At 68.3% G+C, this 12850-nt stretch carries 11 protein-coding genes and 1 CRISPR repeat array; of the genes, 4 read left to right on the top strand and 7 right to left on the bottom strand.

Annotated elements, in window-relative coordinates; all coding sequences use genetic code 11:
- Positions 1–55 precede the first annotated feature (55 nt).
- Both MJ777_RS15695 and MJ777_RS15690 read right to left on the bottom strand, forming a co-directional pair.
- Complete coding sequence (locus MJ777_RS15695; protein WP_239309323.1) at positions 56–754, bottom strand: hypothetical protein; 699 nt, start codon at positions 752–754, stop codon at positions 56–58.
- Positions 751–2100, bottom strand: a complete 1350-nt coding sequence (locus MJ777_RS15690) for a phenylacetate--CoA ligase family protein (protein ID WP_370651469.1) — start codon at positions 2098–2100, stop codon at positions 751–753. Before MJ777_RS15690 ends, MJ777_RS15695 begins: the two co-directional genes overlap by 4 nt.
- Before the next feature lie 217 nt (positions 2101–2317).
- Between MJ777_RS15690 and MJ777_RS15685 the strand changes: the two genes are divergently transcribed.
- The gene (locus MJ777_RS15685) at positions 2318–3922 is read left to right on the top strand and encodes an AMP-binding protein (RefSeq protein WP_239376998.1); all 1605 of its coding nucleotides are present in this window, start codon (positions 2318–2320) and stop codon (positions 3920–3922) included.
- A 766-nt stretch (positions 3923–4688) separates the two neighbouring features.
- On the top strand, positions 4689–5219 hold the full coding sequence (locus MJ777_RS15680; RefSeq protein WP_239376997.1) for a sucrase ferredoxin: 531 nt from the start codon (positions 4689–4691) through the stop codon (positions 5217–5219).
- Between the two features lie 414 nt (positions 5220–5633).
- Positions 5634–5947: a CRISPR direct-repeat array (repeat unit 36 nt; unit sequence GTTTCAATCCGACTCGGAAAGTTCCTGCCGTGCGAC).
- 376 nt (positions 5948–6323) lie between these two features.
- Here MJ777_RS15680 and MJ777_RS15675 read toward each other — a convergent pair.
- From MJ777_RS15675 to MJ777_RS15660, 5 genes are all read right to left on the bottom strand, one after another.
- Positions 6324–7226: an aldo/keto reductase gene (locus MJ777_RS15675; RefSeq protein WP_239376996.1), complete on the bottom strand. Its 903-nt coding sequence runs from the start codon at positions 7224–7226 to the stop codon at positions 6324–6326.
- On the bottom strand, positions 7160–8461 hold the full coding sequence (locus tag MJ777_RS15670; RefSeq protein ID WP_239376995.1) for a cupin domain-containing protein: 1302 nt from the start codon (positions 8459–8461) through the stop codon (positions 7160–7162). The genes MJ777_RS15675 and MJ777_RS15670 overlap by 67 nt, the downstream gene beginning before the upstream one ends.
- Complete coding sequence (locus MJ777_RS22755; RefSeq protein ID WP_255720434.1) at positions 8458–8580, bottom strand: hypothetical protein; 123 nt, start codon at positions 8578–8580, stop codon at positions 8458–8460. Before MJ777_RS22755 ends, MJ777_RS15670 begins: the two co-directional genes overlap by 4 nt.
- Positions 8581–8897: 317 nt before the next feature.
- Positions 8898–10007 (bottom strand): Zn-dependent alcohol dehydrogenase, encoded by a 1110-nt coding sequence (locus MJ777_RS15665; RefSeq protein ID WP_239376994.1) that lies wholly within the window; start codon positions 10005–10007, stop codon positions 8898–8900.
- A 90-nt stretch (positions 10008–10097) separates the two neighbouring features.
- Positions 10098–10697: a TetR-like C-terminal domain-containing protein gene (locus MJ777_RS15660; RefSeq protein WP_239376993.1), complete on the bottom strand. Its 600-nt coding sequence runs from the start codon at positions 10695–10697 to the stop codon at positions 10098–10100.
- Positions 10698–11105: 408 nt separating this feature from the next.
- Here MJ777_RS15660 and MJ777_RS15655 point away from each other — a divergent pair, with 408 nt between their 5' ends.
- Positions 11106–11645 (top strand): glutathione peroxidase, encoded by a 540-nt coding sequence (locus MJ777_RS15655; RefSeq protein WP_239309313.1) that lies wholly within the window; start codon positions 11106–11108, stop codon positions 11643–11645.
- A gap of 92 nt (positions 11646–11737) precedes the next feature.
- Positions 11738–12832 (top strand): XdhC/CoxI family protein, encoded by a 1095-nt coding sequence (locus tag MJ777_RS15650; RefSeq protein WP_239346498.1) that lies wholly within the window; start codon positions 11738–11740, stop codon positions 12830–12832.
- Positions 12833–12850 lie beyond the last annotated feature (18 nt).

Here is a 12850-nt window from a genome sequence, read left to right as displayed (position 1 = left end):
CCGGCCTGCCGAGCGGACCGCAGGCAGCCGGCGCGGCCGGCGCGCGCCGCGCGGGTCAGGCCAGCAGCACCCGCGGATCATCGCTGCCGCACGCGCACCGGCCGGTCCGGACCGTGCCGCCCACCCCGAGCGGGACGTCACGGAGACCGTCCGGACGTTCGTCCGCGAAGGACAGCCGGAGCTGCCCGTCCACGGCCCGCACCGACCAGAGCCGCGCGTCGACGTGCCCGCCGCCGCGCTCCGGGCACTCGACAGCCACAGCCGGCCCGATCGGCGCGAACAGCAGCGGGTCCAGATCCGCGCCGCGCAGGATCGGGAAGGCCTCCGGGCGGGCAAACAGGTGGCGCACCGGAGCGAGAACGTCAAGGCTGGCCGTGCCCCGCAGCCCTTCAGCGGTTTCCCGGCCGAGCCCGAATACCGCCGCCAGCGGCAGCCGCCGGGCGAAGGTCCCCACCCGGCGGGCGTCCCAACCGTAGGATTCGGCCAGCGCGAAGACAATATGATGATCATGAAGCGCCTGTGTCAGCCCGGCGGTCCAGAAGCCCTCGCAGGCCACCGAGGTGATCAGCACGCTGTCCCCCGGCGAGAACCCCCAAGCCGCAAGCGCCGCTCGGTGCCAGCCGGCGGCCCTTTCGCGATCATCCCAGGTGATCGCGAAATCGTGATGACGGCCCGCCACCGTGAAACGGCCGATACCGGCTATCTCCGCGCGCGGCAACGATCGCGACCGTGCCACGATCGACGCGCGGCTCATGCCTTCACCAACCGGGGAAACTTCGCGACGCTGGAGGAGGTGCTGAGAATGTCCGCGGCAGGTACCAGGTCAACCTCTGGGACGACCCCCACTTTGGCGCCGACCGCATCGGTCACCCGCGCCCGCAGGTCAGCGAGGTCGCCCGTGAGCTCCGGGGCATAACCGACGCGCAGCCGCAACGAGTCGACAACCCGGGCCGGCCGGATGATCTGGAAGATCCCGTCCACCGTCTCCGGCAAGGTCTCCAGGACATCCCAGACATCCTGGACGCCGACCAGGACGTCGCCTACGACGGTCTCGTCCCCCTTGCGGCCGACGGGCCACTGCCGTGCGTGGGTGCGTCCGCAGCCGCAGGCCGCGCGGGTCAGCCGCACCAGGTCACCGGACCGGAAGCGGATGAACGGCGCGGCAGTGTTGTCAAGGTCGGTCGCCACCAGCTCACCGACCGCGCCGTCGGCCACCTCAGCGCCCCCGGAGGGGTCGAGATGCTCAGCGAGCACCATATCCTCCCACAGGTGGTACCCGTCATGCTCGGAGCACTCCCAGGCAGTGCCGGTGTCCCCGGCGCTCGTGTACAGGTAAAGGTTCACTCCCCACTCGTCGCGGACCTTGGCGGTGAGCGCGCGGCCCAGCGGCATCCCGGCGAAGCTGGCCGCCTTCAGCGGCGCCAGCGCGGCCCGCACGTCCCTGGTGTCCGCGAGCCGCTCAAGCTCGACGACCATCGGGTACAGCAGCTGGACGTAGGCCGGCCGGTACTGCTCGATGGCGTCCAGCACGTTCCCCCACTGGCCCATCCAGGTGTCGATGTACAGCGGCACGAGGCCGAGCAGCTGAAACAGCGTGTCCCAGAAACCGCGGAAGGTACCGGGGGGTATCACAACCCTGTCGCCCGGCCGCAGGCCCAGCTCCCACAGATCACGCGCGGTGCCCGCGACCAGGGGGGGAACACTTTCCCACAGCTCCGGGAAGAACTCGGGCTCGGACGTCGTGCCAGACGTCGACGTGATCGACGTGAGATCCTTGCGGTCGACGCAGAGCAGTCCGGCAAACGGGTCGCCCGCGCGCTGGCGGAACTCCTGGACATCCTGCTTGTCGATGAACGGGATGCGCTCCCGGAAGTCAGCCAGCGTACGGACCTGACGCGGGTGGACACCGGCCGCGTCCCAGCGCTCGCGGTAGAACGGCGACCGCTCGTAGGCGTACTCCACGAGCTCGACGACCCGTCGCTCCTGTAACGCTTCAAGATCCGCTCGTGGCATCGTCTCCGCCGCGGGCTGGTAATAACGATCATCCGGCACCGCCACACCTCCCCTGTGTCCAACCGATACAAATATAATATAAGGCATTTAATAAGGAAGATGATTCCACCACTACAACCCGGCCCGCCGGCCGCCCGGCGCACGACCCCAGCCAGCCTGGAACCATCCACCAAAACAGTCGTATTAGCTATACGATTATACCATATAATGGATCACTCGCAGAGATGGAGACCAACGCCGTGAACAAAACGATCAACGGCAGGGCGCGAGCCGGCTCGCCGGACCGGCACGGGGTGGACGCCTGATGTCGCCGGTACCGGTCAGCACCTGGCCGACGCTCGCGGAACTTCTCGCCGAACATGCCCGGTCGCGTCCCGGCCACGCCGCCACGGTGTGCGGCGACACCCGCATGACCTATGCCGAGCTGGACGGACGCGTCACCCGGCTCGCCGGAGCGCTGCGCGCCGCGGGTGTCACCCGTGGCTCGCGGGTGCTGTGGCTCGGGCAGACCTGCCACCGGGTGCTCGAACTGCTCCTGGCGGGTTCTCGGCTCGGCGCCATGGTCTGCCCGGTGAACTGGCGGCATTCCGCCGAGGAGATGGCGTTCGTCATCGACGACCTGCGGCCCGCCGTCGTCGTCTGGCAGGACGCCGAAATCGGGCCGACCACCCGCGAAGCGCGGAAACGGGCCACGCACACCGCGCTCTGGCTGCGCCACGACAGCGACGGAGCGGGCAGCGGCGGAGCGGGCAGCGGCGGAGCGGGCAGCGACAGTCCCGACACCTACGAAGGTTTCCTGGCCGCGGGCGACGCGCAGACGCCCCTCGCGGAGCCTGATCCCCATGCCCCGGTGCTCGTCATCTACACGGCCGCTCACGGCGGCCGGCCCGCCGGGTCGATGCTCACGTCGGCGAACCTGATCGCCCAGGGCACTGTCATCGGCGCGCTCTTCCACGCGGACGGCGACCAGATCTTCCTCAACTCCGGCCCGCTGTTCCACATCGGCACCTTCCAGCACACCGCCGCGACGTTCATCTGGGGCGGCACCAACGTGTTCGTCCGCCGCAGCGACCCCGAGGAACTGTGCCGGCTCATCGCCGATGAGCGGTGCACGTCAGCGTTCCTGATGCCACCGCAGGTCACACAGCTCGTCGAGACCAACCGAGACGGGCGTTTCGACCTGCGCTCCCTGCGCAGCCCGCTGACGATGATCCCGGGCTGGAAGGACATGGTCACCTCCGACGACAGCCCCTGGGGCCGATACATGGGCGGGTTCGGCCAGACCGAGGTGACCGGATTCTGTCTCTACGCCGCCCTGGGGCATGAGGAGTGGAGCCCGACCGTCGGGCGCCCCGTTCCCTTCGCCCGGATCACGATCGTCGGGCCGGATGACGTCGAGGTCCCCGACGGTGCGGTCGGGGAGATCGTCGTGCGTGGCGCGCTGGTCCACGCGGGCTACTGGGACAGGCCGCGGGACAACGCTCATCGGACCCGAACCGGTGGCTGGCACACCACCGACCTGGGGCGACGGCTACCCGACGGCCGGATCTCCTTCGTCGGCACCGCGACACGAATGATCAAATCGGCGGCGGAGAACATCTACCCGGCCGAGGTCGAAGCCTGCCTCGAGCGCCACCCCGCGGTCCAGGAGGCGGCCGTCATCGGTGTCCCCGACGACCGCTGGGTACAGTCGGTGAAAGCGATCGTCGTCCTGCGTGATGGTACGGACGCGACCGGCACCGAGCTGATCGAACACTGCCGGAGCCAGATCGCGTCGTTCAAGAAGCCGCGGACCGTCGTCTTCGTGGACGCTCTACCGCGCAGCAACGGGGCGAAGGACTACGACATGATCGACGCGGCCCACGGCGGAGGCAACTACCCGGGCGGCACAACCTCCCACGGCCACTAAGAACGATCAACAGATCGGTCCACGCGGACGGATGCCCCGGGTGCCGGGGATACCCCGGAGCGGGCATCGGAGCAAGCATCGAACCGGGACAGCCAGGGCATCCGGCTGTCCCGGACAGCCGCGATCAGGAACGCCGTCCGACCAGGAACCCCGTCCGACCAGCCACAGCGCGGCCGGCTCGACAGTGGCCCGGCACCACCGCCCCGTTCCCGGCGGTCACCGCTCGGCGCGGTTCCCCGGATGTGACGGTGCGGACTGTCCGGGATGGCACACGCATCCGCAGGCACCCTTAGGCTAAAGTCAGGTTTACTTAAATCAGAGCGTGCAAAGATACGAATTTAGGAGCCTTGTGGACGATGTTACCCGGCCAGCGGACCCACGGCTGCCACATTTCCACCGGGACCACCGCGCGTCATCGCCTGCCGGCCGTCTGGCGGCAGGCAGGCAGGCGAGCCCCTGTGCGGTGGTCTGCTCGTCGGAGTCCCGGGGCATCCATGAGGACCTCCGCGGTACGGTACCTCGGCACCGTAGTTACCTGTTCCTCCCCACGCCTGCTCCATGGCCCCGGTTTGCCGGCGCAGCCCCGGCGTCGCTGCCCGGTCTCGGACCGATCCCGACCGACGCCACAACCATTCTGTACCGGTCCTACCCGAACAGTTCGGCACCGCTGGAACCGTTCTTGTGGAACGCGCACGACCGAACGATCACACGAGGCGCGGCGCGACCGGAGACGGACCGCGGACCCGCGGCTACCGCGTGCCCGCCCTTGCCGCGGGCTCCGTTCCTCGGCGTGTGCATCCACGGCCGCCACGACCCGTGCTGTGGTCTGGCGGGCGCTCCGCTGCTGCATCGCCTGCACAACCTGCTACCCGGCACCCCGGCCTTCGGCGTGAGCCATATCGGTGGTGACCGCCTCGCGGCAAACGCCATCACCCTGCCCAGCGGATACCTTCTCGGCCGCCTCGACACCGCCACCGACGAGGAGCTGTCGGAGCTCGCCCTCGACGGCCTGCTGCCGCTCGGTCACGTCCGGGGCAGGCTCGGCTCCACGCCGGCCGAATCCGTCGCCGAGATCTGGTTTCGCCAGCGCTACGGCCTGCGCCACCCGGAGGATCTCCCGCACACAACCATCACCAGCCAGCACGATGACCACTACACGATCACGGCCGAACATGGTGGCCGGCGGCATCTGCTCGACATCCGCCGCGACCCACACGAGGACGGACAGATCCACTTCACCTGCTCGGCAACGGAAAAATCCAGCGGTCTGCGATGGCGGATCACGCTCCGTCGCTGACCTGGAATCCCGACAACCCGCTTGGAGCACCCGGCAACAGCCGACGTCCCCGGCGGGTTCTTCCTGGACAGCCCACGGGACACCCGCTTCGGGACATCCCCGCACCCTGTACCCCGCCACCGGCGGCCAGCCATTTTCATGGCATCGATCTTCATTCTTCACAGGCATTTCCCGCGCTACTACCTACTCGAACATAGCTCCCGTGACAATACATGGCCGGGCAGCAGGAAAAATACGACCGGCCAGCATTTATTGGCATCATGATCGGCGTATGTTTGTCGTTAGGCACGCCGATGCGGGCAAAAACCGTACACAACGACAAACACGCGCCGATCATGGATCGCGCGCTGGTCGCAGACCGGAGCCGCAACGCCCATCCGCTGCCCCCGCATAGATCACCGGCAGCGTCGGATGGGGTCAATCCGACTCGGAAAGTTCCTGCCGTGCGACTGCTCGATGTCGAGGGTCGCCTGTTCTACGTCCGGGTTTCAATCCGACTCGGAAAGTTCCTGCCGTGCGACAAGACCAGCTTGACCAGCTGGACTCGACTCGTGTTTCAATCCGACTCGGAAAGTTCCTGCCGTGCGACTTCATGACCGCCCCTTGCTAGGCCAGTCGTTATGGTTTCAATCCGACTCGGAAAGTTCCTGCCGTGCGACCCTGGTGGGCCTGGCAGCCACCGCCTATATGTTGTTTCAATCCGACTCGGAAAGTTCCTGCCGTGCGACAGTACCACCGATCCTGGGGGGCCTGACCTGCGGCTTTGCAAGATCCTTCCAGAACCTCCCGGCGGGGGCTGTGGATAAACTGATCCAAAAGATTGATCGTTTACGTTTATGCAGGTCACAGGGATATCGATCTTTGCCAGAACCTCCCCGATTTGTCGGCGTGTCAGAGGTTCTGGATGTCGATCAACATCCAGCCGCTTGACGAAAGCACGAAGTCGTGCAATCGACTTACGATCATCGCCTGCCTGACAGGCACATCCGGAGGCCATCGACAGAGCATGCCGCAGCCCAACGCCTCCGGTGGCTCCCCCACCGCCGCCGAGGCAGGCGCCCCCCAGCCCCGCTCCTTGATCCACACTTCTGTTGCCGGGCCCTCTTATCCTGCCGCTACCCCGCCGCGTGAGCCTGCTACCGCGTGAGCCTGCCGCCGGGCGAGCATGTCCCGGAATCGCTCGACGTTGTGGCCGTCGACGCCCAGGTCAAGCGCGCGAACCAGGTCGGCCAGGTGCTCGGGGCGGTTCGTGCCCACCGCAACCCGGCCGACCGGGGGCAGCGCAAAAGCGAGGCGGAACGCCGCCGCCGCGGTAGAGCACTCCTCGCCCGCCGCCATGAACGGCCGCAGTGCCAGCGTGCGCCAGACGCTGTCCCCCGTGTCCCCACCGAAGGGACTCATACCCCACCGCCGCTCGGTCTCGACCTCCAGGCAGCCAGCAAGATCATCAATTGCGTCCAGAACCCTCGCGGGGACCAGGATGCCGGCGCGGTGCATGAGGCACCACGGCCGGACCAGCCCGCGGGGCCCCACGGCGATGGCCGCCGCAAGCACCGGCTGGGGATTCCAGGTCGAGATGCCCCAGGACCGGCAGAGGCCGGCAGCCACGGCGTCCGTCAGGACACCGGCCGCCGCCGCGAGACGGTCAGCGGCGTGAGCGGGCTCGAGGTCGCCCAGCGACCGCTCGGGGTTGTGCAGGAAGACGACATCCGGTGCCTGACCGAGCGTCGCCGCCGTCGTCTCAAGGGCCTCCTGAAGCCGCCCCGGTTCCAGCGAGTGGTCGTTGCGACCGCCAGCGCCGGGAAAGAAACCCACCTTGGTGGACACGGAAAAGCAGGGAAGAAGATCGGCCGCGGTCTGGAACAGGATCGCATGCGAACGGAAACCCGCGTAGTTGAACGCCGTGTCGATATTGCGGATGCCGAGGTCGAGCGCGCTCTCTAGCAGTCCGCGTTCATGACGAGACCGGTGTAGCCCGAGGACAATTCGGGTGTCAGGCTGACGCACATCCCCTCCCGGACCAGTAGGTCGGCGAGCCGGCGGGCGTCCGTCCCCGTCTCCGCCTCCACCGCGGCGAGACTGACCGGCAGGCCGCTCAGCAGCCGGTCAAGGGCCGGGCGGGCCTTCTTCGTGAAGGTCAGTCTCCGCCCGCCCCCGAGAACAATCACGGCGGTGTCGCTCTCCCTGAATTCGGGCCTGAATTCCGTGACGCAGACGACCGATTCAACGCCCTGCCCGGGGAGATCCGTCGGCAGCGTCGGTGTGTGGCGTCTCGGTGGCTGGGTCCGTGCACGGCCGGCGAGGAATTCGGCGGGCGGGGACGAACGCAGCAGCTCGACAGCCGCGTCCATCAACGCGCGTTCCCGCGCGGCCCGTTCCTGCGCGCTACCATCGCGGAGCAGGTCACGCCGGAACAGCTCGACATCGCGGGCCTGGTCCGCGAGCCAGGTGAGCCAGTCGACACCGGTCCGTTTCGGAAAGCCGAACGTGATGTGGAGGCTGATGCCGCCGGTGTACTCAGCGCGTGTCGCCTGGTGCCAGTAACCACGCGGAATGTGCATGAGGTCGCCAGCGCGGAGCTCACCTTTCCACACCTGTTGCGCGCTGACCGTGCCGTTGCGTTCCGCGTCCCGGTACAGCGGGAAAGGGCGGGAGGAGCTCCGCACGTCCCATGTTTTCTCACCCGCAACCTGGAGAACGACAACGTCGTGATCGTCCCAATGCAGCGGGAACCCCGCTGTCGACCGGGTGGTCAGGTAGGCGTTCACCTGGACCAGTTCGTGGGACCACCACTGAAGAGCGCGACAGGCCACCTCCATCGTCGCATCGAACATGTCAAGTCCATCGAGGACCAGGGTGAGCCCCGAGTCGAGAAGATCAGCCAACCGGTTCATGTCGGCGAGACGGGTCCGCTGCCCCCGCCGGCCCACCCGGGTCGTAAGATAGTCGCCCGGATGCATTTCGACGCCGTCCTGGAAACACCTGAGCTGCGGGGGTTCAAGGCTGCGCCGCATTATCAGATCCAGTAGCCGGGACGGCGTAAGCACTCGTTGACACAACGCCTCGTCGGTCACGTGACCGCGAACGAAACCTTCCCCCAGCGACGGTGCGCCCGACCAGCCGAACGCGGCCTCGATGGCGTGGACCAGATGGTGCTTCGTGGACAATCCGTCCTGGCCCGTCTCCAACCCTGACGCGCTCGGCGGGCCGGGTTCGCCCATGTCCTCGGACCGGTCCGTCACTGACCTTCAGGATAGTTGAGGCCGTCGGAACCATCGCTGTCCGAATGCTCGGTGTCGAAACGGTCCTGAACACTGGCCAAGGTCTCCACCGCCACGACAAGCTCGTCGGCTGTTTCCACGTGCCCTCCTCAAGATCTGAATACTTGCTTCCGGCTACGCAGCTGTACGGCTACCAGATATACGACTACCAGTCGTACGGCCAGCACCCGCACGACTAACACCTGTACAGCAACAACGCCTGTACAGCAACACCGTTCACCGTGCGAATGTGGGCCGCGCGCAGGTGCCAGAGAAACCATACGTGCGCGTAAGGAGTCTCGCAAGATGTTTGCGTGCATCCATCCCATCGCCCCTACCACCGACGGCAGTGCCGTATTCCTCGCCGAGGCCGATGTGGCGGCGGCTCGCCCCGTACGGTCATCCACACTGTTTTCCCTCACCGCGCTGGGGGTACAGCCGGGAAACGGATGAGTGAACGGCCGCCGCTGCCCCGCAGCATCGCCTCGAACGCCGCCGGCACGTCCGCAAGCCCGATCTCGGCGGTGACCAGGCCACGAAGGTCGATGCTGCCCCGGCGGGCATGGTCGAGCAGGAACGAGACATCCCGGTCCGGGTCGCAGGAGCCGAAGACGCAGCCGGTGAGCGTGCGGGCGGAGTAGAAGATCTCCAGCGCGCTGAGGGAGACGAGGTCGTCCTTGGCGCCGACCCCCACCACCGTGGTACGCCCACCGCGCCGGGTGGCGCTCCATGCCGCCCGGATGGTCGCGGACTTCCCGACGACCTCGAAGGCGTGGTCGACGCCGATTCCGCCGGTGAGCGCCCGGACCTCCTTCGACAGCGCCGGCGAGGCGAGGCGGAAGTGCGTCGCACCCAGCCGGAGCGCGAGTTCCTCCTTCGCCGCGGATACGTCCACCGCGATGATCGGGTCCGCCCCGGCCAGCCGCGCCCCCTGGAGCACCGACAGCCCCACCCCGCCCAGCCCGATGACCAGCACGGACGCACCTGCGGCGACCTTGGCGCTGGTGAGCACCGCGCCAACCCCGGTCAGCACCGCGCACCCGAGGACGGCGGCCTGCGCCAACGGGACATCGGCCGGCAACCGGAGCACGCCGTTCTCCGGCACGACCGTCTCCTCGGCGAACGCGGCCGTACCCAGCCCCGGGTAGAGCGGGCGCCCGTCGGGCAACGCCGCGTAGGGCGCCGCGCTGGCATCGGCGGCACGCTCGCACAGATAGGGCTCGCCGTGGCGGCAAAACCAGCACTCCCGGCAGGCGGGAACCCAGTTCAGCAGCACCGGGTCAGCGACGGCGACCCGGGTGACCCCTGGTCCCACAGCCACGACCGTGCCAGCCCCCTCGTGCCCGAGCACGGCGGGCAGCGGCTGGCGCAGCATCCCGTTCGCCAGCGAGAGGTCGGAGTGACAGACACCCGCGGCGACAAGCCGCACCCGGACCCGGCCCGGGCCCGGATCAGGAAGAACGATCTCGGATAACTCCAGGCCCGTACCGGCCTCCGTGAGCACGGCCGCCCGCACTGTCGACGTCATACGCACCTCCCCGGGAAGACTGTCACGGCCTGCGCCGGGCCTCCACAACCGCGGTCGGCAAGGCCGTTGCCCGACGATCACGGCTGGAGCTCAGCCGGCACGGCGTGGACGCAGGCCGTCAAGGAGAAGACCCACGATCTCCTCCCGTACGGCGATCGGTAGCACCGGGTCGAGGGAAAAGGACGCGCGCAGCACCGCGGCGCCCATGAGCGCCTCGGCGGTGGCCGCGGCATTGGCGTCACCGCGGATCTCTCCGCGCGCGGCGGCGTCGTGGACGGCATCTTCGATCGCGGCCAGGCAGCGGTCGATCGAGTCGCGTGTGAACGCCTGGTAGATCTCCGGAAATTGTTTGATCTCCGCTACGCAGCGTTGCAGGATACTGCGGCGGGGCTCGACGAACACCGCCGCGATCCCGTCGAGCAGAACCGCCAGATCGGCCACGATCGTGCCGGTCCGCGGCGGGGTCAGGCCTGCCGCCAACGTGGACATCCCGGCCAGGATGAGATCCTCCCGCCGCGGCCAGCGGGCGTGGATGCTGCGCTTGGCGGCCTTGGCCCTGGCCGCCACCGCGGTGACGGAGAACTCGGCGATCCCCTTGTCGGCCAGCTCCTGTACGGCGGCGGCCAGCACCCGTACGTCCACCGACTCGTCGCGGGGCCGCCCGCGCGGACGAGGCTCGGCTGCCACCACCGCCCCAGCATATATGCAACGATCGTCGTTGCATAATTCGGCGGCAGCGATTAACGTCCCCAGCGGGGTTGCATAAGAGCACCCGAGGAAGGCGCCCTGGTGTTGGGCGCCGACTGACGACAACGACGCGAGGTGCATGCCCTGGCCCCGCGACGCCGCGTCCCCTATTGCCGGTCGCTCTAAAAATATGGAAGGAGCGAACCCCGACCAGAACGACCGACAGCGCCTCGCCCGGCCACCCGAAACGGTCAGACCGCCCGGCCGGCAGACCACGCCCGACAGCACCCGGCCGACAGCACCCGGCCGGCAGAGCACAGCCGGCAGAGCACAGCCGGCAGAGCACAGCCGGCAACGAACGCTCGACGCTCTCGACATCGCCCCCGACCACGTCACGATTCAGGGAAGCCAATGACGATTTACGATTTCACCGTCACGACAAGCAACGGCGAAACGCGGTCGCTCGGCGACTACGCCGGTCGTACGCTGCTGATCGTCAATGTCGCCAGTGCGTGCGGGCTGACCCCCCAGTACGAGGAACTGGAAACGCTGTACCGCGACACCCACGACCGCGGCCTGGACATCCTCGGCTTCCCCTGCAACCAGTTCGGCGGGCAGGAACCGGGAACCGACGCCGAGATCCAACAGTTCTGCTCGACCCAGTACAACATCACTTTCCCGATCTTCCGTAAGATCGACGTCAACGGCCCAGCCGCGGACCCCCTCTTTGTCTACCTGCGCGCGCAGGCACCCGGCGACTTCGGCCCCTCCGCCGGCTCCCTCTACGAGCACATCAAGGCCGCCAGGCCGGAGACAATCGGTACGGACGAGGTGAAGTGGAACTTCACCAAGTTCCTCGTCGGCCGTGACGGAGCGGTGATCCGTCGCTACGAGCCCGCCATCGTTCCCCGGGAGATCCACGCCGACGTGCAAGCGGAACTGTCGCGATGAACGACCCGGCCCAGGCTCCGCCGCGGGATGCCCGGCCCCCGGCGGAGCCTGGGCGCTTCGGGCCATCCAGCACACCCACGTGGTGATCTGCCATGCGTGAGGCGCTGGCGGAGCTGCTCAGCTGGTGGGAGTCGGGAACACCGTTCGCGCTGGCGACGGTCGTCGCGACCAGCGTGTCCGCGCCGCGGCAGCCTGGCGCTGTGCTGGCCGTCAACGCCGCTGGCGAGGCGCTCGGCGGCGTCGCGGGTGGTTGCGTGGAGGCGGCGGTGTACGACACGGCCAGGCGCGTGCTCACCACCGGCGAGCCAGTTCTGGAGACCTACGGCTTGAGCGACGACGACGTGTTCGCGGCCGGCCTGACCTGCGGCGGGACAATCAGCGTCTTCGTGCAGCGCATCGACCGCGCGCATGCGCCGGACTTCCCCGCCGTCGCGACGACGGTTCAGGCCGCGGAGCCGGTCGCGGTGGCCACGGCCATAGCCGGCTCGGCCCGGCTGGGAGCGCGGCGCGCGATATGGCGGGACCGGGCTCTCGGCACGCTCGGTGCCAAGGATCTCGATACGGCGGTCACCGACGACGGGCGTGCTCTGCTTGCGCGGGGGCAGTCCGGCAAGCGCCGCTACGGGCCGGCGGGGGAACGGCGTTGCGGTACCGTGACCGTGTTCGTCCAGTCCCTCCTCCCTCCCCCGCGCATGCTTGTCTTCGGCGCGATCGATTTCGCCCGAGCGGTCACCCAGGTCGGGGTTTTCCTCGACTACCACGTCACCGTCTGCGACGCTCGGGCGGTATTCGCCACCCGCAGGCGGTTCCCCGAGGCGCACGAGGTAGTGGTCGAATGGCCGCACCGATACCTCAGGCGTACCACGGTGGACCCGTCGACAGTGATCTGCGTGCTCACCCACGACCCGAAGTTCGACGTACCGCTGCTGGTCTCGGCGCTGCGCACGCCCGCCGGCTACATCGGGGCGCTGGGCAGCCGGCGCACTCACGCCGATCGGCTGGCCCGCCTGCGGGAGGCCGGCCTGGCCGGGGACGAGCTCGTCCGCATCCGCGCGCCGATCGGCCTCGACCTGGGCGCCCGCACCCCGGCGGAGACCGCCATATCGATCGCGGCAGAGATCATCCAGAACCGCTCACAACGCAGTGGCCAACCGCTGTCGACCACGGCCGGCCCCATCCACGGCTGAAACAGCTCCCCCGGCCGC

It is taken from the genome of Protofrankia sp. Cj5 (assembly GCF_917627405.1).
GTDB lineage: Bacteria > Actinomycetota > Actinomycetes > Frankiales > Frankiaceae > Protofrankia.
Note: the sequence above shows the minus strand (reverse complement) of the source record. Positions and strands in the feature narration are given on the sequence as shown.